Genomic DNA, 24,731 nt, shown 5'->3' on the forward strand with positions numbered 1-24,731 from the left:
TTAATAAATGGCAGCTCCTTAATTTTTTGTACCAGCAGCGTCTGAATGACACTATAAATGATAGCAACGAAAATCAGATTAAGTAATAACTGTGGAATCTTCATTTTCTTCTCCTTTCCTTGCAAAATAAAAAGAGGTTGCCCTCTTCCTCTTATTCGGTAAGCTCAGCGTAACCCAGATCTGTAAGAATAGATCTTACTTCGTCCTTCAAGCTTACCGGAACTTTGTGAAACTCCAGCTTGCCATCCAAAACTCTGTATGCTAAAAATTCAGCCATTTCATTCACCTCCTCCCACTCCTAACTGCATCAAGATTAGTTCCTGAACTGCATCTTCCATCACAGAAATACGTTCTTCTGTATTTGGTTTTTTTGTATCATCGGGAAATAGAATATCCTTTTCCGCTTCTGTAAGCTCAGTAACATTTCCATCCCGCAGTTTATAATTGTATCTTCCTCGTTCATCAATCAGTCCACTTTCAAGATAGTTTCCTTGTGCATGTGCGTACTTATCACCATTACCTTCATCAATCAATGTATATCCATCTACATCAGAAAGAAATACATCACTGTTAATCTCTGTGATTACAGTGTTAGTATCTGTCTTAACATATACTTTTGTCATGTTGATACCTCCTTAATAGATTTCTGCGTCAGCCCAATATTTGCGGCCGTACACTCTTATCATCCCCGATACAGAAGCAGTGAAACTGAAAAGTATACGATCTATATAACTTGTATATGTGATCCTCTCACTCGTTATATTTGTTGTTAATGACCCCTCTGCGCTTAATGTCAATGTTGGAGCTATTCGCATGTCAACTGGTATTGACATCATATTGCTAAACGAATTTGATGCAGCATTCATTGTGAAATCAACACATATATATCTTCCAAATCTTTTACATATCATTCGTTCTTCTGCATAAGTTCTTGGAACATCTGGTGTCGCGATCTCCCCAAGCTCTAATTTTGCATAATCTATATATACATCAGATGATATACCTGCTGAGGCGATTATTATTTGTAAAGATTTAACATCATCAAAGTCTATATCTCCCGCTATATCGAAAGTCATACTCATGATCTTGTATTCATTCGCTGAAATCATATGTGCTTTTCGTGCTAATAATACAGATGTTTTATCACTTGAATTATACAAAACTGTTGCTGATGTTGTTATTTCCTGCGCATTTCCTGATATCATTTTCACACTTAATGTCAATTTTTTTCCTAAGATTTTCCGAATAATAGAATTATTCAACTCTTTGTGCTGATATACCAGAAATCTACTTCCCCCTGTGGCTGATACGATTTTCAGCCTTCTGCTACTATTTACTACAGTGTATGGCACATATCCTTCCTCCGGATTCATATAAGCGACCCATCTATCTGCTGTATACTTCCTACGCTCTGTGATATCGAAACTATTTCCACGTTGCCATACCTGAAAATCACCATTATCTAATAGATTGGGATTACTGAACGGTGGATTTCCTGTAATCTCTCCATATTCATATATGGGTTTAACAACTGCTTTAGCCCAATCATATACATCACTCGCAGGTAGGGATGTAGGAAAATCGGTTATATCACTTCTACTATGATTATGAAGTTTTGGTGTCCTCTCATCACTTAGGCGGCTATCATTGCCCTGACACACAGTACCCGCAGTATTGCCAAAAGCTTTATTAAAAGCTGAATTTTTGCTGAAGACTGGCTCCTTACCATCCAACGCCTTTTTAGTCGCATCTGATATGGGTTTATCCTTGTCTGAGGTATTATCAACATTACTTAGTCCTACCTCTGATTTTATGTAGGATGGTTTATTCGGCTGCTTAGCCCAGTCATAAACATCGCTCGCAGGTAGAGAAGTCGGGATATATACACTCTTTGCTATGCTGCCATCATATGAGCCTGTTACACCTCCGGTAAATGTTAAAGCTGCCGGATTTTTTCTCGCATCACTCAAACGATTATCATTACCCTGGCACACAGTACCCGCAGTATTGCCAAAAGCTTTATTAAATGCTGCATTTTTACTGAATACTGGCTCCTTGCCATCCAATGCCTTTTGGGTTGCATCCGATATGGGTTTATCCTTATCTGCTGTATTGTCAACATTATCCAACCCAAGTTGCTCAACCGTAACGTTATGCGGATTAGTTTGATCATTAACGTGTTGCACAAGATCTCTTTGCAAAGCGTAAACACTGCCGTTGATCTGTATGTTGATCGTAATGTCATCAGTGATAGATAACGCAAATCTTAAACGCTTTTCATAGGCTATACCGCTATCTACTGGGCTGATATATTCAGCATCATTCCCAGCATTATCATATGCATACAACACCTCTTTTCCACTCGCATCTGTTGCTATTATCCCTATCTCACGTAAATAATAACCAGAGTGATCATTGCTTGTTATATCAGCCTCAATCAGAAGCTGATTATCTTTATGCTGTATCTCTGGCACGACATCATATAGAGGATTTACCATGCTATGGATATCGTGATGATCTGCACTGTATTTACCATCACCGATACGTATACATTTTACCGCAAACTGCTTGCTGATCTGTGTCTGCGTCAGCAATGATTGTCCGTCATATGTTATTACCATGCCTCTAAAAGCCATTTAAACCACCTCCTTAAAATATAATATAGACGAATGCAATACCGCATATCTTGCGTTTATGCTCGATTGCTCGTATCTAACAAGCGTTAGATCATAAGCGATATGAGCTGGCTTGATCATATCCAGATAGCTCCTTATCGCTGCTACAAAGGCATCAGATAAATTGCTCTGCACTATATTGACAAGGAACAGATACTGCTCCGGATGCTCCTCTATTTCAACAGGAAGCCCCGTCATAGCTGTCAGCTCGTTATATATACTTTGTCTCGATGCTGTATATCGTGCATTGAGTTTCGCAATCAAGTTCTTTCTTCTCTCTTCCTGTGTTAGACCATCACCTGTTAGATCAAACATTTTTTCATACCTTGCAAGTAAATCATTTGCTGTGCTTAAAGATAGCTCTCTGATATATTCCTCCAGGGCATTATGCAGCCTATCCAGCTCCTTAGATTCAGCAGTCAGTAGCTCATCCATTTGCTGCATATTCTGGAGCCATAGTGGGAGATATTTTGTATCAAACCGCATGAAAGCTCACCTCAGCTATCTCAAAATACTCATCACTATCTGCTGTGATGGAAGAAGTACCACCGTTGAGAGTATATGAATCAACATCTAGGACACCCGGTATATCATACAAGAGATCACTGACTTTAAAATATGCCAATGATCTACTGGATCCGAATTGCTTTGTAGCAAGATACTGCTGAAATGCAGACTTAAACTGATCAGTAACATTGTTTATTTCAAATCCGTTAGATAAGTGTATATTACCACTTATGCTTAGAGCCTTAGCCTTAGCAGCTACGACACTGACAGCTGCTGCAATAGGCTTCATTTCAGCGATATGTGCTATAGCGTTCTGTATAATGATTTCATCCGGCGCTCTTCCTTCAAGAGAAAGCAAAACGACCTTTACAGTGCCATTACCATTTGCACATGGGATACACACCGCATTTCCTATACCCGGTACCTCTTTCGCCCATTTCACATAGTCGTTCACATTTCCGGATGTGGATGGATTTCTGATCCTGTCAAAAATGCGACTGCGAAAAGCCTCATCCGTCTCAATGTCTACGCCTCCAGCAAAGGGCTTTATATTGGTTACCTTGACACCATCAAGGTCAACAGCACTTATATCTCCAGCAGTTACATTTCCGACTGTTCCCGGAGTATTACAAATCGCTTTTACTTCAGCTGTTGAGGTATCGTTTATTACTACCTTTTCAAGTGTCGCAAAGGTCAATAAGTCAGATTTTATAATTGTTCTAATAGGGATAACCGTTCCTGGACTCCCTGTAAATAAGACTGTCCCCTGAGCTTGTGTAGCTGGTAGTCTTGCTTCTCCAAAGTCCAAGGCAGCTCTATCCAGAAATTCATCATAAGCTGTATCTAGTAAAACCTTATCCGGAATAGTGGCAACTTCCATTGCATACATCATGGCGATCTCTTGTGAAACTGCTTGTACATTATCCATCGAAAATGAACCCTCCAGTTTACTGGTAGGATTCATCAAGCTTTCCATAATTCGAGTTTTTATATCTTCATATTCAAAACTTTCCAATTCAACTAGCCCCTTCCATAATCTGTTCAATTTCCAAATCGTCGTAGATGCTGGATACAGTAAACTTCACCTTTATTCCTGTCGACAGCTTTTCAAAATTGAAGTCCTTAATGGCGGTTATATAAGGTGAGTATATCAACGCCTCCATGATCATTCGCTGAATCTCTAAGGTTATGATGTCATACGATAGACCGATACCAGCCAGATCATCAAGCTCTGATCCATAATCGTCCGTGTATGTTACATAGCGATACCGCGCAGTCATGAGTGTTTTATATATCCATATCTTTAACGCTTCGTTTTCTTCAACGATGATCGTTTTACCATCGGTATCAGTCTTCAAACAATTATTTTCAAAGTCATATGCATATTCCCGGAATACAGGAAGTTCTTCCTCCATGTCTTCCTGTTCATTGATTTCCGAGAAAAAAGGGAAGATACTCATACAGCCACCACCTTTTGCAAGATATAAAAGCTAATGTTATCTAACAATACGATGACATGATCACCATACTTAAGCTTAAGGTCTGGATTGCTGTAAATATGCTGATTGACCGTGAGATCATATAACTGGAGTGTGACCGGATCTGTACTTGTCACTGTAGCCAGTAGGATCTGCTGATCTGTACTGTTTTTGTTCTTCAGTAAAACTGCCATTTCATAAGCCCACTTATTCATACTCAACCTCCAGTCTCAATCTCTCTCGTGTCCATCAAGTTTTTAAAAGCAAGTGTTAATGTCATAGTGTGTTTACCATTACTAAATGAGTGGCTATCACTCTCTATATAAAATTTGCCATATAGTCCTGTGGATTTCTCTTGTACTATGATGCTATATCCGGAAATCGCTCTACAATCTCCTGTAACAGTTACGTTTCCTGATTCTTCGATACCCTGCATCAATGCCTTTGCTTCAGCTTCAGACGATTTTCCATCCTCTTCTTTGTATACTTTCTGCACCGTACCGTATTTATTTCGGGATGTACGATCCTCAATAATGCGCTTTTTATTACCGTCTTTATCTGTAATCAGCACTTGATTTACTACATTTTCAGCGCTTACTCTGTAGGTCGCATCCTGTAGATTGTAACTACCATCTACCACAACACCACAAAGCTCACCCTTTTTAATAACTGCTAACTTGTTAATGGATTGAGCCATCGGCATATAAACCTCTTTTGTCTTTTTGGCAGCAGCTGTATATGCCATCATTATCGCATCATATCCTGTTTTAGCAATACACGGAAAATACACCTTTGTATTGGTTGCTGCAATGCTCCCCGGTGTGATACCTAGATCATTACAGATCGTCCGTGTGATCTGCTCTGCTGTATTATTGAATATCCGGCTGATCTCACTCTTGTTGATATAAAACATCAGATCATAAGCTGTTACAGATATCATACCGGATGCAGCTGCTCGCTCTACCGTCCAAACAACACCACCAAACAGATTTTTATTTTTATCGTCCTGGAGTATAACTTCATTACCCGGCTCCAGTATTATTTTAGCCAGTTTTTCATCATGAGGATTTTGATAATACGTGAATTGCAATGACCTAGCGACAGCTTTTGTGTCACCTGACCACGAAAGATCCTGCACCAGATTGATGATGTCTTTATCCTTAGCAAGCAACCTCATTTTGGAATCACCAACTTTGTGCCAGCCCAGATCCAATGACCTTTATCGGATGATGCAAAGCCGTGTTTCTTTGCCGCCTTTTCGATAGCATCCTTGTTCGCATTATATATTTTAGGATACTTAGATCCATTACCATAATACTTTACTGCGATCGACCAGAGGGTATCACCGCCCTTGATCGTATGTGTAACCTTCTTTTGCTGCTTAACTTTTTGCTTCGGACTTTTTGCGGCTGGTCTTGCAGTGGTTATCGTCTTTTTTACAGACGTTTTGATTTTAACAGTAGGCACGTTAAGAGACTTATACTCAGTCAGATCAATCGTATAATAGATATCCTTATCACCCTCATACCTTATGGTATGGATGTTGTCGATCGTCATTGCGATATTGATACCTGTATCACTGACTATAAGTCTAACGGGCTGACTACTGTCCTTCCATTTTTCTATCAGTTTTAGATATTCAGCAGGAGATCTATCAGCTCGTTTATAAAATGGTGAAGAGGAAGAAGGGAAGAAGCTGGAGAGGGAACCTGTAATCAGTCCCACACCTCCCAGCTGATTTGCTTCTCCAACATTCAGCAGAGTGATTTTCTGATTAAGTTGCGGATCATCAAGCTCAAACTGTGACGGATTCACAGGTAACTTTATTTGCTCCTTGCTGTTTGCTGTAGATATCAGCTGATATACTCTCATGTTTCTTCCTCCTCTTTTTATACATTTTCTATTGCTTCCAGGATTTTCTTTACTACTTTATCACCGATTTCATCAATGTCTCCCTCTTCTTTAACAACGATTTTATCAGCAAGTTTTGGGATTTGAATAGTTATTGTTTTACCATTCTCCGAAGATTTTCCTGAACCGTTACCAGATGGAACAACAGCCCCATTACCGGAAACAACAGGCATCGGCTCACTGCGGCTTAACTTGCTGACCAGTAGGTTTATGCCTTGCAGCATAGACTTTAGATATGGCACAGATGCATCTGACTGTAAAACTTGTGTCACTCCGCTAGCACCCTGCACATTTTTGGTGATCCTGTTTATCACTGGATCCATCCATCCTGTGTTATGCTCTAACGGGACGACAGCCTCTCTACCTGCCTCACCGAAAATCGCTGGCGTTGCCTTATCAACTACACCACCCTTAGCAAGTGGTTGTATATGCTCCAGATCTAGCCCAAAATGCGAACCTCCGGCGAATGGCACCCAATCCGGAATATCAACCTGGATTGAATTGATACCATCTATAGCCCAGTTAATGATCCCGATAACAGCATTTAACGGAGCCTTGCATATCTCTCCAATTCCAGAAAATATTGTACCAAATGAATCAACGACACCCTGCCAGTCTCCAGACCATACAGCACTGATCAGATCCAGACCACCCTGGATGATACCTGTAATGCCGTCAATCACGTTGGTGATGATTGCACCGACAGTCTCAAAGGCTGTCTGCACAAAGGGTGCCAGTGTCATAATAACGTTTTTTATGCCCTCGATTGCAATGCTGAGTGCAGGCAATACAGCGGTAACGATATTACCGATCTGCGTCACGATGGTCGAAAAGATAGGCGCTAAAACTGGCATAACCTGTGCAATGGCTGCCACGATTTGCTGTATCACTGGCGTTGCTGCTATAGCAACGTTTTGAATCGTTGTGATCACCGTTTGAGCAAATGACATGATGGAGGGCATCATTGCTTTGATACCATCACCAAGAGCAGCAAAGATAGGGGATAATGATTTAAACGTGGCAATGATTGTCGGCATTGCAGCAGATACTGTCTTAATGCCCTTACTTAAGCTGTTACCAAACGCAGAGCCTAATTTATCAATGTATGGCATCGCTTTATCAATCAATCCAATCATATCTGTAAGCACAGGTTTTAATTGATCAACGATCTTAAGCCCAAAGTCTGCAACGCTAGACTTAAGTTTTCCGGTAATCGTAGATACCAGACCGCCGCCAGAGGTCGCAAGCTTCGCACTTGCTCCACCAAAGAAATTTTCCAGATCCTTGGATACGCCCTTAAATCCTTTTTGCTCAAATTCGTCAGCCGACACTTTAAATCCAAAGCTTTTCAAGCGCTCCATTTCACCCATTTTCGCATCACCTAATGCCTCAATGGCATCCTGGACACTTGCAGTACCACCAGAAGCTGCTGCCATGTCTTCAGCTAATTTTACAAGGCTCATAGCCTCTTTTCGGTTGCCCTGAGTTAATGAGATTGCTCTGGAACCTGCCTGTATGACCTCACCAGTCTCAAATGGTGTCGCATTTGCGTTATTGCGCAGCTGCTGCGTAAATTCTGCCGCTGCCTTATCAACAGCGGTTTGATCCATGTCTTTATTGGTGGCTCCGATAAAGTGCTTAATGGATATCTGTTGCTGCTCAAGCTGCATCCCGCTTTTAATCGAGGCACCGAGCGCCGCTGTAGTTACAGTTGCAGCTACCGTCACAGGAATTACAAGCTTTTTTGCAATCGCTTTAAGCTTAGATCCTATGCTGCCAAGTACCGATGCTGTCTTATCAACGGCTGTAATAATAGGCTTTGGCACCTTGCTTTTGAGCAAAACAAACTTACTTTTGATACCATTGATTATGCTTGTTGTCTTGTCTTTAACTATGATCACAGGCATTGCGATAAGCCGACCTACATCCTTGATCTGCTTTTTTACCTTTACGATTTTTGTCGTTGTTGCATCCTTAAGCTTGATCATAGGGCTGACGATCGTCTTTTTTAGCAGACCCAGCTTATTTTTTATCTTATCGGCTGTTTTACTGGCACTATCCAATATCTTAAAACGTACAGTTAAACCCTGTTTAAATTCACTCATTTTCCGTTTAAGTGATGATAGTTTCTTGTAGACTGCATTATCATCAATCTTCATTTTCCAGGATTTCTCATACAATTCTTTCATAACTGTATGTGTTTTTTTTACATCCCGCCGGAAGTTTTGCTGCTCTTTAACAATGTTTTTTAAGGTAGGAGTGACCTTATCCTTGATTCCGATTTCACCCTTGACCCCCTTATTTTTCGGCATGATCAGTCACTCCCTCCCATTGCTTCCTGTATTTCTTCAGATCTCATCATCATACTGGCTCTGTAAAATAACTGATTGATCAATGGCTCTCTTAAAAAGTCATCTATCTTCCAGCCCAGTTGGACGTAATAATGCAATAGCTGCATATCACCGTCCTGGGCTATCAGTTTTTTAAATCTTCAACAGCCTTGACCTTTGCACCTTTCTCAGCTGTTACGCCAGATAGTTTCAGTATTTCTTCAGCAATTTCATTCACCTCATGCATTTCAAAGATATCCACGGCATCAACAGGCTTATAGATATCACCACTAGCTTTCAGCTCTTTTGCAAGCTGCTGCATATTCGGCTCAAGGATGCCGATATAAGCACAGTATCTTGTTGATTCCATGGTGTCCTCAACATCCAGCACCTCAGTGATCTCATGCGTTTTTAAATCTCTTATGATAATGTCAACATCCATAGACGGCACATGAAGCTTTTTTGTCTTGCCTAGCTTTTTATCACGCAGGCGTTGTGATGCTTTTGCAGTAAATTCCTGTAACAGATTCTTTTTTTCACTTGTTGCTCCCACTTTTATGCACCTACCTTATCCAAATTGATCATATCCGATGGCGTAAAGCCTCCACTGATTTCCTGTGTTACTGGAGCGCCTACCTCATAGCTAACAGCTGGTAATTCGTTTAACCAGCAGTTATCGACGCTGTAACGCTCTGTCTGTCCTCCGGTTGCATCAGGATCTTTAAGCTTTGTGATGATTTGCAGACGCTCATCCTTACCTGCGTTAATTTTCTGGCGGTAATCCTCAAAGCGTGAATACACCTTATTCAACTCTAATGTCCATTCACCTTTTTGATTCTTAAACTTTGAATCCATGTCAATGCCGACCTGAATATCTTCTCTCTCATAGCTGATTTTAAGCTCGATTTTCTTTGCTTCAGCAATGAGATCACCGCCAATCCAGACCTCAGCATACGATCCGCTAAGAACTCTGTATCCTCTAAATTTTGCCATATCTTAACTCCTCCTATACGTAATTGACCATTATGAAGTCTTCCATTGCATCTACAAGTTTAATGTTTGAGCATACAAAAAGACTGCTTCCTGTGTTTGCTTCAGCAATCTGTACATCATTCATCGTACTTGTATCTACACTGTGATCATTGAGATATTTTTTCTGTGCCTCTATGTCGATCTGGCATAGGTTATCATATGTTTCATCCAGGATCTCACCTTCAATCGTTCGAAAGTAATTGTTAATTGCCGCAATCACTTCCTGTTTTTTGTCATAGCTGTTACGTACTCTACCGATATAGTTATTTTCCAGCGTAGTTGTTATATCATCACAAATCAGATCCTTACCCTCTATGATTTTGATTTTTTTAAATTCCTCACTTTTCCCCTCAGGGATCGTTGTAAGGCTGTTTACACCGCGCCCGATTTTGTACTTCTCACCGTCGAAGACAGCAATGAGCTGACCAGCGTCTATAGCAGCATCTGGATCCTCTGGCACATCAGCAGATATGATATCCGGCAGATCATAATAGGTCGTACTGCGTGATAATGGCACAGCTACCATGATACCAGTGATACGTGCACAATAAGCAGCACAGCTGATCGTCTTATCCAATATGGATGTAGTAACATTGCTGATCGTACAGTTAATGATACCCTCGTGATCAGCCACTACTTCAGGCAGTACCGCTTTAAATGTCTTGCGCTTGCTGTCCCGCTGCTCTTTGATCCAGGCAACGATGGATGTTGTTTCTTCCTTTGTAATGCCTGGCACTGTAAGGTAATTCCATTTTAAATCCTTTAATGTCTTCAGCACTCCGGTATAATCGGCAGCATCTGGTGCCTGTGCTGCTACAATCACACGATATGGGCTAGCCGCAAAGATAAGTTTCATAAATTCGTAGTTAGCCTCTGACATTTTCGTGAAATCCACATCGTTTAAGGTACTGTATGTCTGTACTGCCGGGATACCCTCTGTGTCATCCTTAATGATGCACGCTACGATACCCCTAGCAGATCTGGTAATAGCATTGCTTGCCTTACCAATAAATTCAATATTTATACTAGGTAATCCCATAGATACCTTCCTTTCTTCAATTCATATTTAAATCAAAATCATCAAGATACGGTGTTTCTTCATCTTCATGTTCGTACGTATCTGTATATTGCAGATTAAATTTATAGTGAAGCCTCCAGTCCACTATAGCTGCGGTTGTATCTCCTACGCTGATAAAGCGATCATCAAAGTGAAGCACAGGATAAAATGCTTTATCCAACCTCTCACCGATATCATGGTAACCCGCAAGTGTCTCATCAAAGTTATGTATCATGATACCTACCTGATAATTACGATTGATCAGTTTTCCTTCTTTGGTATTCGTAATCGGAGCAAGTGATATATGCACATAATCACTGATATGCTGATTTGTAATAGCATCATTAAGTGTTTTGATATCGTCCGCAAACACTTTATGATCAGGTAATACCCTTTTGATCACCGGGATCAACGCATTTTTTATCTTTTCATATTCGCTCATTGCATTCTCCTTCCTAGAAATGTTCATCCAGAAAAACACTTAACCAATCCTGAAGGTACAGCGGAAGCCGTGCATCCAGGACAGCAAGCGATATCTCCATCATGTGCGCCCCCGGAACCATTTCCTCGCTGTTTTTCTTCCTGTGCCCGAACTCAACGTGTTCAGCATAATCGGTATTGTTAAAAACCTGGATGTAATAGTCACGACCTTTTTTTACGATCTTACCGATCTTCCAGTTTGTCTGTAAGTTGGAAGTATCCACTGGTGTCCTTCCTGTGACCTGTTCATGCAGCTCTGAAGCAACATCAATCACCAGACGCTCAAATTCTTTTGGAAAATCTGTCTGAATCACATCCATAAGCTCTTTTTCCCATTCGTCCAATCCCTCGAACATATATACGCATCCACTCATATAGTCTTACCTAAAGTAACATGTACCTCGTTGTGCGATAGGTAATAGTCTGTCTGTCCAGCTCTGGCGATCACCTCATGTCCGTACTGATTGATCACCAGATAGTCATTTTCCATGATTTCTATGTCCGGACGGGTGAATAACAGATAATCTGTGCTTATCCGGTATTCCGGCTGTTTATACGAGAGCTTACCGCCTGAGGGGCTGGATAGAGCACAAGGGAGATTTTCGTATACCAGCTGTCCATTTATGCCATCCTGATAAGTCGTTTCACCATTCGGCAAGTCTACCATCTGCGCACGATACACCTTACAGGTATGATCATAAGTAGCTGCAAGGATATCAATTTCATTCATTGCTTTTCCTCCGCTGCGGCACCTTCATTTTTCTGTAGTGGATCAAAATATTCTGATAGTCTTTCATAAAATCGACTGTTCTCATGTATGCTTCTTGCTTGTTGGTGTAGCTTATGCTGGTGTTACCACGAGATACTGATGCGATATCATTATCCAGTTTAACAACACCGTCCGCTCTCAGCATATCCTCCACGATCTGAGCAATGGTATCCTCCAGCTCTATCGGGATATCAGTACGATTACAAAACACTTTTACTTGGCTTAACGCACGTTTTACGTACCTGAAGACGATTTTCTCGGAATCAGTAGAAGAAAGGTCAAGATTATCCTTGACCTCATTTGTTATCTGTTGGATCTGATCCATCATCATCACCACCTGGTGCTGGAGCTTCCAAATTAGTTTCAGGATCAGCTTTTCCTTTTTTTCCCAGACTTCTTTTTGATCCGCTCTTACTTTTGCAAGCAGCAGATACTGCTTCAGTTAATGTTTCAGTTACTGCTTCAGTGTCCGTCCCAGGCTTGACCTGTACAGACTCAATAATAACTTTTTCTTCTTCACGATTACACTCTGCATATCCCATACGCTCCAGCTCCGCTGCCTTTGCATCATTTGCTGCATAGCGTACACATCCCATTTTCTGATATTTTCTCATATTAACACCTCTACTTAGCCTGTCTGATATTCGCAAAAATAGCAGGCAAGGAAGAATTTTTCAGCCATAGATCATGGTATCTACGGTAATCAGTAGCCCATGCATTTGCGGTCTGATTTGTTTCTGGATCAAAGATACGTACTTTATCCTGTCGTGTGATTGCAATAGGAGCGGTTACCGGAGTGATTAGCCAGTTGATATCCTTAGCAGCCGCTGTCGGTTTAAAGCCTCCCATCGTCTGATCTGGTGATGGATTACTTTCAGCACCATCCGATGGAGTGCGTCCGTCAAAAAACTCATATTCAGTTTTCATCCGCCCAGATCCTACTCTAATCATTGGAATCTGACCATCCAGAGCTTTAACTTTTAAATTAACATTACCAGTCGTAAATTGCGTTGTTTCCAACCTTTTTCCAAGTTCTTTGGAAAGGTCAAACATAGCAGCAACCATCATGGAGATCGTCACCACCAGTGGAGTGTCCTCACCAACAATGTCCTGTACTCTAGCGATATCCAGATAAAGCTGTGTTAGCAAGGTACTTGCATCTGGTGTATAACCATAAGCAACACGCTCATTTTTTACACAATGCTGTGCGATAGTGGAGTATCGGTATGCATCCACCTCCGGAATTACTTTTTCCCGCTGGAACTTTGACATCAATTTTGACACATCCAATAAACCCTGTGTTTCATCACGATCCATAGCATCCACGGTGATGCGGGTGCCTCTATCCTGTGTCATGGTCACTGTCTGGTATTCCAGCGACACATTAGCATCCGGATATGCGTCCCGTTTCGTACGGTCATAATCGCCAAGTCCTGACATCCCAATTACCGGGATTTTAACCTCTTTTCCTGCTGCGTATCTAACATCATCTTTGTTGATATCCATCCAACCGGATGTAAGACCCTGGATCATTGCATCATCCAGAGATGTCTGTAACTGTGCTACTACTTCAGCTCTTGTTGGCATTGTTTAAAATCCTCCTTTTTTAACTGCATTGTCAATCTGCTTTAAAACACTGTCCCCTGTAACGGTATTGCTGCCATTCAGCCCTCTTGGTGTTTCCTGCTTCACCTTTGACAGCAGCACCTCTTTCAGGGCAGTTTCAAACACCGTTGTCAGTGTATCAAGCCCTTTTTCCATGTCTGCTGCTTCTTTGTATGTACCATATGGCAGAATATCAGCAAGGGATGCCGGATAGCCTTTTCCGGTAAGCGTGGTGATTGCTGTATCCTTAAACTTATTTGCCTTTAACTCGGCTTTCATGTTTTCCAGCTCTTTCTGTAAGCTGTTTTGCTGCTCTTTCGCACGTTCTTCCGGAGACAGCTTTTTCAAGCGTTCCTCCTCCGCTTTTTCAGCCTCCCACTTTTCACGTTCTTTCTTCAGCATTTCCTCAACATTCAGCTCAGGTGCTTTAGGCTCCGTCTTCGCTGGTTCCGTTTCTTTCGCTTCAGGATCCTTTTCATCAGGTTCCGTCTTGTCTTTCACTCCTGTGAAAAATTCCTTCATTACCTGCATAAAGCCTTTTGTTTCCGGTTCCTGTGGCTCTGTTGCTGTCGGTTCTGTTTTTACTTCTTCAATAACTTCAGTTTCCATTTGTTTTCCTCCTATTTTACATATGTATTCTTCCACTGTTGAAATTTCACATTTTCATGTAGTGGTGTGATACCTTCTCTTTTTTCAAACATATTTATTTTTCGCTTTGCTGTGATATAACATTTACAATTTGGATGGATTGGAGGCAGATTGATGCCTGGTTCTGCATCCTCTATGCGGTAAGGACTGCCTTTAACAGCTGTTTCACAGTCACAGATTTTAACGCCTTTCCTTGTCCTGGAACACGTTCCATTCATGTGAAAAATGTATTCTTCGTATCCAAGTTCCCGAAAGCTGTCTAACTGACTTTGCATATGAAAATGTTTTGATTCCGTACGAATCACACGTTCAGCGGCATACCTACCTGACTTAAATTCATCATTTAACACCTTAGCCATTCGTTGCACACCAGCGCCTTTCGCAAAGCCCTCTGCAAGCGTTTTTTTGAGTGTAGCGGTCATTTTGTCCAGGTTATCCCAGATAGCCCTAGAAAACACTTTTGTTGACCACGGGTATGTAATGACCTTTTCGATGGCACCATGATCCAGTTTCGCCAAGTTAAAAGCGAATCCAGTACCTCGCTGCACATCATATGCCGTCCTGTAGTATGTAGTTTCATACACCTTGCTGATCGCTTTTTTTGTAATATCACACTGCTCCAGAGCAATGTCTGTCATTGCTCTGTCTATATCTGCCAGTAGCTGTTCTTTCAAGCTAATACGTGATTTTGCGGATAAAGCATTTAGCTCCAATAGCAAGCTAGAATCTTCCGGCGCATCCCTGATCTGATTCAGGTACTCACGCAATGACATACGCCATTTCGTGTACTCTTTGCCATGCAGGATCTGATTGACCTCTTCATTGCTTAGCTGGTTATCAACACCAAACCTTGCGACAAGAGCATCAATCTCATTCTGGAGCTGCATCCTTGCATTTTCATAAGCCCGATAGATTTCTTTCCATGCTTCATCAGTAATCTTCTCACTTTCCGCTAGCGCTTTTTTAGGATCCATCATCCGACTCCAGTACAGGATCTTCCTTCAGGTTTCCATAATCTCCTGCACCATATTTCTTCATAGCATCCTGTTCTTCAGCTTCTCGGCGGGCTAGTTCTTCTTGTGGATCCTCAACGTTTGGCACAAGCTGCATGAGCGTTTTATCAGAAAGAAATCCACGCAGCATAGAGATCATAGAAGCTATCTCTGAAACGTTTTGAGGCATGTTCCGGCGGAAGGTCATGTTTACAGATTTATAATCGTAAGAAGCCCCCAGGAAGTTGAGCATATTTGTGATCAGCTCGATCCGTCTCTGTAAAGCCTTTTTAAACTTACGCTCCTTAGTGACAACCAGCTGCTCAAAATTCCACATTTTGTATGATATAGCAACCCCTGACAGCTGAGAGCCTAGAGATTCATCCGTCATATTAGGCACAGATGACCAAAAGTGCATATCTTCGCGTAGTCGTTTCTTGTAATTTTCAAGTGCAGCGTCATTAACTTCTTTAGTCAACCATCCCATAGAGCCTTGATCTTCCAGAATTACTGTGCCTTTTTCCTTCATGTCTTTGACATCATCCGTGGTCACATCGCCCATGTTAGTGATTGTCAAGATAGCTTGATCATTGTACTCAAAAAAGTTTGCGGTATTACTTTGCGCTAGGTTATATGCATCCACCAGCGTGATAATGCCCTCAAAGTCTCCAATGCGTTCCTGATTGTTTAAAAACTCGACAAAAGGAACATCCGACCAGTAATGATCCCGTATATCCATAAGCTCAAAGTTATAGCTGTTGACGCTGCGAAAGTACATACAGAATGTGTCAGTCCAAAACTCCGCATAATAAGTTGTTTTGTTCGTCAGCACGTTGTAAGACTTCATATAACGGACGACAGCAAGCAGATGGTCAGAACAAGCCTCGTAGATAAACAAAGCCGAATCCGGTGTAACCAGTGAGAAGCGGATCCATCCCTGCATATCAACATAAAGCATTTCGTAACAATGTCCGTTGATAGAGCATTTCTTTTCCAACTCACTGTTTTCGTCTTGTTCGTCATTGTAATCAAATATCTGTTGCAAGCTCTCCATGTAGGATTCATCCTTTGCCGAATAGGTGACAGGCTTCCCCATGAAGTATCCTGTAGCTGTATCTGTGATATACTTGGGCATATTGTTGATCAGCTTATTGTTCGGTACGTTTGGATCACTTTTAAAATGTTCCAGGATTTTATGTTTCCCAGCATAATAGTTCTCCAGATTTTCATAGCGCCCGATACTTTGATTGCTCAACTCGATCAGCTTTCTTATGTCTCCTTCAGTGAAGGATCTTACATCCTCTTGTTCCATATAGATTACTGGCATAACATCCCTCCTTACTTCTTATCTAATTCATGTATATAAAGCAACCCCAATATAACCGCTATCATTGGATGTCTCTTCCACACTTCGGCTGCAACTATACAATAGCTCATTGCTAGCAGTTTCAAGCATTTGACTGTATCCATAAATTAAAACCTAATTCCCATGGTACGAAAGCGTTTCGCTTTCTTTTTGGCAATCGTTCTCGCCATTTCCAGAGCATCCGGCCCATCATCATGGCTCCCCATTGGAAACTGTTTTAGCTGCTCCAGCAGCAGCTTGTGTCTCTGATTAAACTTAATATACTTATTTTTTATATCGGGCTGCATACTCTCAACACGCAGTGTTTTATCCCCGGTTGACTGGATTTCTTCGATTGGAAGATGCAACCCCGCAGCAGCGGAAGCTTTCGCAATTTCCTCTTTCAAAAACCATTGAAACTGTACTGTTTCACATCCAAATTTCAGGTAACCTTTTCCGAATGTCTTCCTTAACCATATTTCTTTTTCTAATATGTCCTTTATGATCCTGTCCGGATGTCGGCGCTCTATGTCCGCATCAATCACATACATATAGCCCGTCTTACGGTGTTTAGCTATAGTGATAATCGCTGAGTAGTCAGATTTTTTACTTTTACCCAGAGATGGATCCACAGCACCGCAAAAATCAAAGTCTTTAGAACTGAAGTCAAGCTCATGCTCATTGTAGTAATCAAACCACTCTTCGTTAAACAAACAGTCATCAGGATTGATAGGCTCATTTTGTAGCTCGCTATTAAACGATGCATCACCATCTGTGATCTTAATGACCATCAGATCATAATAGCTGTTTTTCTCCTTCCATAGCACTTCTGTGCCCTCAAGCATTTCTGCCTCATGGGCTTTATAAAAAGCAAGAGCATCTGCTTCATGGTTTTCGTTATCCAGATCCGTGTATCTCTTTTCCCACTCATCCCATAGCGATGAGGATGACCAGGACAGCACAGCTTTGTATTTGATTGCCTTGTAGCTTGGATTCTTTAACGTATTTGCCAGTAAGCTATCGTAATGCAGCAGTGTACCAATGTAGATAATATCTGTGTAGCTGTCTCCAGCTCTGGATACTGCTTTTTTAAACCAGTTTGATAGTTTGTTACGCTGTTCGATGGTTCGCACATTTTCGTCGTTTTCGATATCATCTAAAACTATGAGATCCGGACGCCAGTTTTTATGCTTACGACCACGGATTTTTTTACCTGATCCAATGGCTTCTATTTTGATATTCGTTTTCGTTAGCAAGACATTACTTTTCCAAACTCTGCCCTCTAAATGACCAAAATCCTCAATAATCATTTCATTTTCTTCCAGTTCGGAACGAATAGAATCCAAGAATCCTTCAGCCTGATCTGATGAATCAGATAGGATGATAGGATAATGTTTATACTCGTATAACACAGAATGAAGAGTACCCTTGAATGTCAGCGTTGTAGACTTTGCATGACCACGGGGAGCTGCCACCACTCTTCTGGATCCATCCATGCGGGAGATCTTTCGCTTTTCCTTTAGCGGATTCTTTCTTTTCAATACCCCATCCGTCCAGATCTTATCCAAATCCCGGTGAAACTCAGGGGAAGATCTCACAAAGTAATGAGGGAAGTATGCTCGCCCGAAAAACTCCAAATCAATAGCAGCAAGCCTCTTCCGGATACCGTTGTCACCAGTAAGTGAGCAGCCTTGTTCATATTCAGTTCTTAAACACAACCGTTCAGGTTCATCGTTTAAATACAGAAAGTCTTGTAAAAGAGCATTTAAATGTTTAAATGCCTCCTTACTGTCACGATCCTCTTCACTGTCAAATCGTTGCCGTTCTGTTTCCTGTATGGCATCCTTAAGCGATGCCAGGCTATCCTTTTTCCTTCTTTTCAAATACCACACCTTCTTCCCAATAAAAAAAGCCATTTTAAGGCTTTCTAAGCGTTGTTTTGTTTTAGGCACACTTACACTCGGATTTTTTTCTTAAATCAAATTTAAATGGCTTTCTGTAAGATTTAAACGGTATCTGAGTGTAATCTAAAGTATGAACCTCCTGATGATATGCTTCGCCACCTTGGTGGCACACACACCTAGCTGTTTTTATGTATCCGCTGCTGCATTAGGAGGGGACGAATCAACCACACCTGTTTCACCAGTTTCATTTTCATTGTAATTTGCATACAGTGTGATTTCCTTTGCCTCTCCACAGATCGGTATGGACACTGTAACTGTCTTCTGTCTTTTTTTAAAAGTTGTAATATGATGCTTAAACATTTTTAGTACTCCGGATGCTATTTCATACTTACCATCCTTCACGCTGATTTCTGCTGGTGCGATTGCTTTCCCTTCATTCCCAAGCAACCGGATCCACTCAGCTTCCAGATAGGTAAGTGTAGATGGTTCCTTCTTGTCTCCCAGCCACCGGATCACACCGGGGATGTTTGCGACCTTATACCAAGTCTTAGCGCAAAAATCGCACTCCAGGAACACATACGATTCAAATATCACTGCTTCTTTCTCGTTCCATGTTCCGCCTGACCTAATGATTTTAGTCATTGTAGGCACAAGAGCATGGAGGTGCAGCTTGTTCAGGGTTGCCGCAATCTCTAACTCTTTCCCAGTCATTACATACAGTACATACCATTTCATATGCTGCACCATCCTTCCTTTTCGTCTGCGTCTTATAATATGATTACCCAATCCTCAGCAAGCAGATCTGTTTGTGATGCAACCCACGGCACACGATCTTTCGGAGCAAGGTCACTATCTGTAACAAGCCCCGTCGTATCTATGTAGATATATGGATGTGTCATTTTACTGTTAGCGTCCGGCTTTTGCAAAACGATGAAGATACCTTTACCGTTCCAGCCTTCCCGGGCAACTGCACACCCTTGTTTTAACAGCTCCAGAGCGCCGGAGAAGCTCAACCCCATGTATTCCTTATACTTATCCCTAAATTCCTCATAGGACATCCAAGAAGACAGTCCAGTTTCACTTTCAATCTTATATCCTTTCGTAGTCTTTGGAAGATCATAAGGTACTGACCAACCTCTTGATTCAAAATACTTTCCCAATGTCATAGGGACGATCCTCATTTTCTCAATATCAAACATATACATCCTCCTATCCTTGTTTCTTTTGATTCAGATACTTTGCAACAGCTGCATACAACTCTGGATTTTCCTTTGCCATCGCCGCAAAGATATCACTCTTCATTTCATCAACCGCACTATCCAGGACTTCCTGATTTTTTATGTCAATCTGCTTCTTGTATGCAGCAGCTCTAATGAGTGAGGTTGATTCCTTTAAGACTTTATCCAGCTTTACACGCTCCCAATCTGCCTCTTCTGTGTTTGCAATACGCTGGAACAGGTTGCTGGAGGTCAATCGGATGATTGCTTCGGTCGTATCCAGATCCGGATACTTTTCCATTTCTTCCATCATTTTACGGAAATTCTCCTGAGCGATGTTCAGTTCCTTTACACTTGCGTTTAAGTTCTGTGCGTGCCGGCAAACAGCAGCAGCGGAAATCGGCACATCATTTGCTGCCAGATACTCGACCACCTCCCGGTATGTGCTGCCACTCAGAAGCATCGTTTCAACTGTGTCCTTCAGCTTAGGATCAAGTCCATCAATCTTGCTGTGCTTCCTGTTTGCCATAAGCTAGCCCGTTACCATATCATCAATGATATTACCTTTCAAAAGGCGAGTGCCTTTGCTAGAGAGATTAGCTTCTAATTCTGAATAATCGTCACAATCTGCCAAATCTTCATATTTGTGTGATGCGGAGTTACGTATATTGATATATTTTTCCTGTACCAGAAAGTTCACAGAATAGATATAGTCTTTATATGTACCTCTGTCATCATTTTTCAAAACATCATAAATGGAATCCAGCTTATGATAGGAAGGGCTTAGGATGTTGATAATGCCAAGAATCTTCCAATTCCTTTTTTTAAATTCCTGCACTTCCATCTGATCAATAACATTCTGCATTACTATCTACCTCCTAAATATCTCATTATTAACTCATTGGTTTTTTCCTGGTTGGTTTCAAACCTCTGATCAAGTTTGCTGATTTCTCTGATGAAGTCATCCTTACGCAGCATAGCGTCTTTCATTTCTTTTATATCCTTTCTCACTTCATCATAATCTTTTTCGTGTTTGGAGATCGGTGTATAGTTCTCACGAATTTTCATTATTTCTTCATCCTGCTTCTCCTGATCTCTCTCATATTCTTTTTTTGATACGTAGTTTTCTTTAATGTCACTTAAAGATTCCTCAATTTTTGCTGTACGATTCATTGTACTTTTCAGGAAATAGCTAATAATACCTGAAATAGAACTAATGACCAGCGTCACGATTTTGTCCAACACTTTAAGACCTCCATCCCTCGTTGTTGGCATAATCATATCAGCTTTAAAAGACAAAAAAAAATAAAGCCCTTGAGTCAAGAGCTTTACTGTTTTACTGAACTGTTATAGGAAATCTGATATGCTGAGCTGTCCATCGCATGGAGATCTTCTTTTCTCCTTCGCTATATCCTTAACTATATCCCGAATGCTGCTCACGGTCAAGTTATATTTATATGCCAGCTCTTTAAAATTATATCCGTTAAATTCTGCACAGATACTTTGATTTCTCTTTACTTTTTTAAGTTGATCCATCTTTGGGATATATATTTGACTACCTCCGTAAGTGTATATCAGTTCTTTGAAAGACTGTAATCCAATTACTTCAGCCAACTCCCTTTGATCATCATAAAGATCTTCCATAGTAATAGCTTCAAGTGCATCATCCATTAGCTCATCCTCTTCCTTTCAACGTTGTCGATGTAATGCTTTAATATTTCGATCAACTTTTCTCCATCCACATAGTCAAGATAAGTGAAGAGCCTTCTCGGTGTGGATCGGACACCGAATTGCCTTGTGATGATACCCGCAAGTCGCTCACCGATAGGGGCAGGGTTGACAGCCAGATCACAGTCCTTCAGCTCATACATGAGCGCCCAGATTTTTTTCTGCTGTCCCTTACTTACATTATCGGATTTATCCAGGGATGTCTGCTGTCGTACCAGATAATCTATAAGCTTGTTTGCATCATCATATGTCAGCTTTGTCACTGATTGTTTTCCAGTCATGTCTTCCATGATAAGGTGCAGGATGTCTGTTTCCTCAGTTTTTGCCGTATATCCCAGCGCATTTGCGATTGCATAGATTTTTCTTTTTTGCCATGATTCAATAGCTTTAGCTTTCATCCCCGGTTCCTCCTTTACTCTTTTTCTACCGTTACCTTGATTCCTTCGTCCACAATCACGGATGCCTTTACTTTCTCCACAGCATCTTCAAACGTTCCGGCAAACTTGGCAGCTTCCAGTATCTGCTTGATCGTCTTATACGCATAGACCTCTTCCACAAGGTATGCATAATCATTTGCGCTTTCCGGATCCAACCCGGTCACCTTCATGATTGTCTTTTTGTCTGATCTGTACTTGCCCTTCAGTTTTTTGAGGAGGAGCTGCTGCTCCTTTGCATCGCTTGTGATCTTACCGATTACAGCTGTTAGATCATCCTCTATATACTTGCCTTGCACCATAGCGGTCAAAAATGACTTACATTCAGCATTCAGTGTTGCCTTGGATTCTTCTTTGACAAAATCACTATATGCAGTACCAAGCAGATTTCTCAACACACTCATTGCAATCGGCTTCACTGTTTCAGAGTTTTGTACAACGACCTTCGCATTTCCCTCTCCCCAGTATTCGATTGTTTTTTCCTTGCTGTCCTTTAGATCAGCTTCAGCCTGTTTCTCAAAGCCTGCTTTCAGCTGATCTATTTCTGCCTTGACTTTCTCCTGCTGGATGGTCAATGCTGCCAAACGGTCAACGTTCTGCTTCAGCTCAGCTATTTCCATTATCACTAGCCTCCTTTGCTTTCTTCAGACAATCCTGACAGATCTCCAGACCTGCATAAGTTACAACATGATCAGCAGTACCGCAGCATACACAAGTCGGTATGTGCTTGCGGATGATCAGCTCCTCATTCTTTGTTTCCAGCTCCACAGCTGCACCCTTTGGTATATTCAGCTGTTCACGGATCAGTGTCGGTATTGTGACACTCCCGGCTTTTGTGACTTTCTTCTGTAATAACATTCCTGTTCTCCTTTCTTACCTCACTCTGCATTTCCAGGGCTTGTGACCTGCATCGGCTGCATTAGGGCAAGCAAGGTCATTCCTCGCTCATATCCTTATACTCTTGCTCGCTGATTGGTTCAAACACTGTTGCAGTTCCCATATCACAAAAGATTTCTTTCATCTCTTTAGCAGTTACAGGCTCGCTTGTTTCTACACGACAACCATCCGTAAATATATCGCTGTTCTTTACTACAAACCATCTTGACTTTGCGTTTTGATCTACCATAATTATCTCCTTTATTCACCTTTTGTAGTTTTAATTTCTTTCCAAATTCTGGTAATTATTCATATCCCTCCATTGGCACACTCGCTGACAGCACGTATATCGTTTGCTGTGCCCTGTCTAACTGTTTGCACATATGCTTGATACATTTAAGTAGATCTGTTGCACTGATCGGCTCTCTGGCACCAAGGTAATCAATCTGTTCAGTAAAGAGAGGCTCTGTATTGTATGCTTGCTTCAAAGTTCTATCAGCTGCAATCACTTTCATGATTTCCTGCTTAGTCATGTGGCACCTCCAGTATATACACTTCACTGGTGTGTGTTCCCAACTTTGCAGACACCGCCTCGCTCTCACATAAGATATCAATGAGATTACCTTTATACGCTCCGGTATCCTGTGCCTCATACACTTCACCATCAATCTTTACAGTGGATCCATATGGTATCACTTCCGGATCCACACCGATGGTTTTACCGACTTCCGGCGTTTTACCTGTCGCGGTAGTAGTGGTAATATCTAATCCATAATAGGTGATTTTAAAGTCTCCAATGGACACCCACCGTTCCTGAGGTTTCTCCTGTTCTGTTTGCAGCTCCTGCTGGATTTCCAGTTTTCGCTCTTCAATTTCAAAATTGAGCTTAGCGATTTCTGTTTTCAGATTCTTGATTGTCTGTTGCTGTTCTTCAGCTGTAGCATATAACTCTGTTTTATTTGATTCTATGACACCTATGATCAGTAAGCACACAGTATCAATAATGGCTAGAGTTGTTATCCATTTCTTTTTCATAGCTTCCTCCATTTAAATTTAATTTAAATGTCGTACAAATCGCGATTAGTTTAACATTTCCACCGCTCTGCATTTTCATGGGCTTGCGACCATCCTCGGCTGCATTAGTGGGGTGGCGTTCCACCACCTCATAAATGTAATAGTTTAATGATGCTATCCTTTAATTTGTTTTTCTTCAGTTTGAATATAGATGCTTCGTAATTAAAGCCGAAACACCAGTTTTGACAATACTTCTCATATTTACAATTCCTACACTTCATGACATCCTCCTACAGTTTCCATACTTCATCACATATCTTGTATAATTCGCTGACCGTGAAACAACTTCTTTGTTCTACTTGCAATGCCTTCTTGATTTCAATAACACATTTTTTTAGCTTCAGTATACCTATATCCTCACTTGTGATTCCTCCATACTCGCCTGATCTTGTCATCATAGCTAAGACATTTAAAATCAAGCTAATATCTGTAATACCCCCGATTTCTAATTCCTCCCATTCTTTATTTACTTCTTTTGCAAACTTCTTACGATTAAGTCTGGGCTTGTTCGGTGGCAGCACGCCCTCTGCCTGCAACCTCTTTTTAGCCTTTGCTAGATCTTTCCGCTCTTTCTTGGTCATATTCATCCTCCCATCTTCTAATCATGATGTATAGATTGATCAGCAAGTACACTACATTGATTACCAGCAAGACTACATCAAGCTTACT

36 protein-coding genes are annotated in these 24,731 nt (G+C 41.3%); all 36 read right to left on the reverse strand.

All coding sequences use genetic code 11. The annotated features are described in order from the left end of the window. Positions 1-151 precede the first annotated feature (151 nt). The 36 genes from KSZ58_RS23110 to KSZ58_RS02275 all read right to left on the reverse strand — a co-directional run bounded on the left by KSZ58_RS23110 (position 152) and on the right by KSZ58_RS02275 (position 24,643). Positions 152-277, reverse strand: coding sequence for a hypothetical protein (locus tag KSZ58_RS23110; RefSeq protein ID WP_257279179.1), 126 nt, complete (start codon positions 275-277; stop codon positions 152-154). Position 278: 1 nt separating this feature from the next. Then, on the reverse strand, positions 279-623 hold the full coding sequence (locus KSZ58_RS02105) for a hypothetical protein (protein WP_142419918.1): 345 nt from the start codon (positions 621-623) through the stop codon (positions 279-281). Between the two features lie 12 nt (positions 624-635). Next, complete coding sequence (locus KSZ58_RS22460; RefSeq protein WP_224727410.1) at positions 636-2,636, reverse strand: hypothetical protein; 2,001 nt, start codon at positions 2,634-2,636, stop codon at positions 636-638. Further along, positions 2,637-3,161, reverse strand: a complete 525-nt coding sequence (locus tag KSZ58_RS02115; protein ID WP_142419919.1) for a putative phage tail protein — start codon at positions 3,159-3,161, stop codon at positions 2,637-2,639. It abuts the gene before it with no gap. Next, on the reverse strand, positions 3,151-4,197 hold the full coding sequence (locus KSZ58_RS02120; RefSeq protein WP_142419920.1) for a baseplate J/gp47 family protein: 1,047 nt from the start codon (positions 4,195-4,197) through the stop codon (positions 3,151-3,153). Before KSZ58_RS02120 ends, KSZ58_RS02115 begins: the two co-directional genes overlap by 11 nt. A gap of 1 nt (position 4,198) precedes the next feature. Continuing rightward, entirely contained in the window at positions 4,199-4,642 is a 444-nt protein-coding gene (locus tag KSZ58_RS02125) for a DUF2634 domain-containing protein (RefSeq protein WP_142419921.1), read from the reverse strand. Then, positions 4,639-4,875, reverse strand: a complete 237-nt coding sequence (locus KSZ58_RS02130; protein ID WP_142419922.1) for a hypothetical protein — start codon at positions 4,873-4,875, stop codon at positions 4,639-4,641. The genes KSZ58_RS02125 and KSZ58_RS02130 overlap by 4 nt, the downstream gene beginning before the upstream one ends. Positions 4,876-4,877: 2 nt before the next feature. Beyond that, positions 4,878-5,873, reverse strand: a complete 996-nt coding sequence (locus KSZ58_RS02135; protein WP_217752596.1) for a hypothetical protein — start codon at positions 5,871-5,873, stop codon at positions 4,878-4,880. Next, a complete protein-coding gene (locus KSZ58_RS02140; RefSeq protein ID WP_142419924.1) occupies positions 5,834-6,532 on the reverse strand; it encodes a LysM peptidoglycan-binding domain-containing protein in 699 nt (232 codons plus the stop codon). Before KSZ58_RS02140 ends, KSZ58_RS02135 begins: the two co-directional genes overlap by 40 nt. A 17-nt stretch (positions 6,533-6,549) precedes the next feature. Next, on the reverse strand, positions 6,550-8,883 hold the full coding sequence (locus KSZ58_RS02145) for a hypothetical protein (RefSeq protein WP_142419925.1): 2,334 nt from the start codon (positions 8,881-8,883) through the stop codon (positions 6,550-6,552). Between the two features lie 163 nt (positions 8,884-9,046). After that, positions 9,047-9,454, reverse strand: a complete 408-nt coding sequence (locus KSZ58_RS02150; RefSeq protein WP_074748339.1) for a hypothetical protein — start codon at positions 9,452-9,454, stop codon at positions 9,047-9,049. Between the two features lie 2 nt (positions 9,455-9,456). Continuing rightward, the gene (locus tag KSZ58_RS02155; RefSeq protein ID WP_142419926.1) at positions 9,457-9,894 is read right to left on the reverse strand and encodes a phage tail tube protein; all 438 of its coding nucleotides are present in this window, start codon (positions 9,892-9,894) and stop codon (positions 9,457-9,459) included. Between the two features lie 13 nt (positions 9,895-9,907). Beyond that, positions 9,908-10,972, reverse strand: a complete 1,065-nt coding sequence (locus tag KSZ58_RS02160; RefSeq protein ID WP_142419927.1) for a phage tail sheath C-terminal domain-containing protein — start codon at positions 10,970-10,972, stop codon at positions 9,908-9,910. A gap of 16 nt (positions 10,973-10,988) precedes the next feature. Next, complete coding sequence (locus KSZ58_RS02165) at positions 10,989-11,432, reverse strand: DUF6838 family protein (protein WP_142419928.1); 444 nt, start codon at positions 11,430-11,432, stop codon at positions 10,989-10,991. Between the two features lie 13 nt (positions 11,433-11,445). Beyond that, the gene (locus KSZ58_RS02170) at positions 11,446-11,826 is read right to left on the reverse strand and encodes an HK97 gp10 family phage protein (protein ID WP_217752597.1); all 381 of its coding nucleotides are present in this window, start codon (positions 11,824-11,826) and stop codon (positions 11,446-11,448) included. Between the two features lie 14 nt (positions 11,827-11,840). Beyond that, on the reverse strand, positions 11,841-12,200 hold the full coding sequence (locus KSZ58_RS02175) for a hypothetical protein (RefSeq protein WP_142419930.1): 360 nt from the start codon (positions 12,198-12,200) through the stop codon (positions 11,841-11,843). After that, positions 12,193-12,564 carry a translation initiation factor 2 gene (locus KSZ58_RS02180; RefSeq protein ID WP_142419931.1) on the reverse strand — a complete coding sequence of 124 codons (372 nt, stop codon included), beginning with the start codon at positions 12,562-12,564 and terminating at the stop codon, positions 12,193-12,195. Before KSZ58_RS02180 ends, KSZ58_RS02175 begins: the two co-directional genes overlap by 8 nt. Then, the gene (locus tag KSZ58_RS02185) at positions 12,536-12,853 is read right to left on the reverse strand and encodes a hypothetical protein (protein ID WP_142419932.1); all 318 of its coding nucleotides are present in this window, start codon (positions 12,851-12,853) and stop codon (positions 12,536-12,538) included. Before KSZ58_RS02185 ends, KSZ58_RS02180 begins: the two co-directional genes overlap by 29 nt. 10 nt (positions 12,854-12,863) lie before the next feature. Further along, positions 12,864-13,826, reverse strand: a complete 963-nt coding sequence (locus KSZ58_RS02190; RefSeq protein ID WP_142419933.1) for a hypothetical protein — start codon at positions 13,824-13,826, stop codon at positions 12,864-12,866. 3 nt (positions 13,827-13,829) lie between these two features. Continuing rightward, positions 13,830-14,453, reverse strand: coding sequence for a DUF4355 domain-containing protein (locus tag KSZ58_RS02195; protein ID WP_142419934.1), 624 nt, complete (start codon positions 14,451-14,453; stop codon positions 13,830-13,832). Positions 14,454-14,464: 11 nt separating this feature from the next. Next, a complete protein-coding gene (locus KSZ58_RS02200) occupies positions 14,465-15,469 on the reverse strand; it encodes a minor capsid protein (RefSeq protein ID WP_142692041.1) in 1,005 nt (334 codons plus the stop codon). Further along, a complete protein-coding gene (locus KSZ58_RS02205) occupies positions 15,456-16,811 on the reverse strand; it encodes a phage portal protein (protein ID WP_142419936.1) in 1,356 nt (451 codons plus the stop codon). Before KSZ58_RS02205 ends, KSZ58_RS02200 begins: the two co-directional genes overlap by 14 nt. Before the next feature lie 146 nt (positions 16,812-16,957). Then, a complete protein-coding gene (gene terL, locus KSZ58_RS23345) occupies positions 16,958-18,781 on the reverse strand; it encodes a phage terminase large subunit (protein ID WP_217752598.1) in 1,824 nt (607 codons plus the stop codon). Positions 18,782-18,919: 138 nt separating this feature from the next. Next, on the reverse strand, positions 18,920-19,468 hold the full coding sequence (locus KSZ58_RS02215) for a transcription termination/antitermination NusG family protein (RefSeq protein WP_181952848.1): 549 nt from the start codon (positions 19,466-19,468) through the stop codon (positions 18,920-18,922). A gap of 32 nt (positions 19,469-19,500) precedes the next feature. After that, a complete protein-coding gene (locus tag KSZ58_RS02220; protein ID WP_181952847.1) occupies positions 19,501-19,932 on the reverse strand; it encodes a DUF2829 domain-containing protein in 432 nt (143 codons plus the stop codon). Positions 19,933-19,942: 10 nt separating this feature from the next. Next, a complete protein-coding gene (locus KSZ58_RS02225; RefSeq protein WP_142419939.1) occupies positions 19,943-20,479 on the reverse strand; it encodes a phage protein Gp27 family protein in 537 nt (178 codons plus the stop codon). A 3-nt stretch (positions 20,480-20,482) separates the two neighbouring features. Next, positions 20,483-20,815 carry a type VI secretion protein gene (locus KSZ58_RS02230; RefSeq protein WP_142419940.1) on the reverse strand — a complete coding sequence of 111 codons (333 nt, stop codon included), beginning with the start codon at positions 20,813-20,815 and terminating at the stop codon, positions 20,483-20,485. A 2-nt stretch (positions 20,816-20,817) separates the two neighbouring features. Next, positions 20,818-21,225, reverse strand: a complete 408-nt coding sequence (locus KSZ58_RS02235) for a hypothetical protein (RefSeq protein ID WP_181818996.1) — start codon at positions 21,223-21,225, stop codon at positions 20,818-20,820. 72 nt (positions 21,226-21,297) lie between these two features. After that, complete coding sequence (locus KSZ58_RS02240) at positions 21,298-21,621, reverse strand: Mor transcription activator family protein (RefSeq protein WP_142419942.1); 324 nt, start codon at positions 21,619-21,621, stop codon at positions 21,298-21,300. Then, a complete protein-coding gene (locus KSZ58_RS02245) occupies positions 21,621-22,076 on the reverse strand; it encodes a phage protein GemA/Gp16 family protein (RefSeq protein WP_217752599.1) in 456 nt (151 codons plus the stop codon). The genes KSZ58_RS02240 and KSZ58_RS02245 overlap by 1 nt, the downstream gene beginning before the upstream one ends. A gap of 14 nt (positions 22,077-22,090) precedes the next feature. Then, complete coding sequence (locus KSZ58_RS02250; RefSeq protein WP_142419944.1) at positions 22,091-22,732, reverse strand: hypothetical protein; 642 nt, start codon at positions 22,730-22,732, stop codon at positions 22,091-22,093. Next, positions 22,719-22,970, reverse strand: coding sequence for an AbrB/MazE/SpoVT family DNA-binding domain-containing protein (locus tag KSZ58_RS02255; RefSeq protein WP_142419945.1), 252 nt, complete (start codon positions 22,968-22,970; stop codon positions 22,719-22,721). The genes KSZ58_RS02250 and KSZ58_RS02255 overlap by 14 nt, the downstream gene beginning before the upstream one ends. 76 nt (positions 22,971-23,046) lie before the next feature. Next, positions 23,047-23,238 carry a hypothetical protein gene (locus tag KSZ58_RS02260; protein WP_142419946.1) on the reverse strand — a complete coding sequence of 64 codons (192 nt, stop codon included), beginning with the start codon at positions 23,236-23,238 and terminating at the stop codon, positions 23,047-23,049. A 55-nt stretch (positions 23,239-23,293) separates the two neighbouring features. Continuing rightward, positions 23,294-23,521, reverse strand: coding sequence for a hypothetical protein (locus KSZ58_RS02265; protein ID WP_142419947.1), 228 nt, complete (start codon positions 23,519-23,521; stop codon positions 23,294-23,296). Continuing rightward, positions 23,514-24,023: a 3D domain-containing protein gene (locus tag KSZ58_RS02270; RefSeq protein ID WP_142419948.1), complete on the reverse strand. Its 510-nt coding sequence runs from the start codon at positions 24,021-24,023 to the stop codon at positions 23,514-23,516. The genes KSZ58_RS02265 and KSZ58_RS02270 overlap by 8 nt, the downstream gene beginning before the upstream one ends. 269 nt (positions 24,024-24,292) lie before the next feature. Then, entirely contained in the window at positions 24,293-24,643 is a 351-nt protein-coding gene (locus tag KSZ58_RS02275; protein WP_142419752.1) for an addiction module toxin RelE, read from the reverse strand. Between the last annotated feature and the right edge of the window lie 88 nt (positions 24,644-24,731).

This window comes from Erysipelatoclostridium sp. DFI.2.3, from assembly GCF_019132535.1.
Lineage (GTDB): Bacteria > Bacillota_I > Bacilli_A > Erysipelotrichales > Erysipelotrichaceae > Clostridium_AQ > Clostridium_AQ innocuum.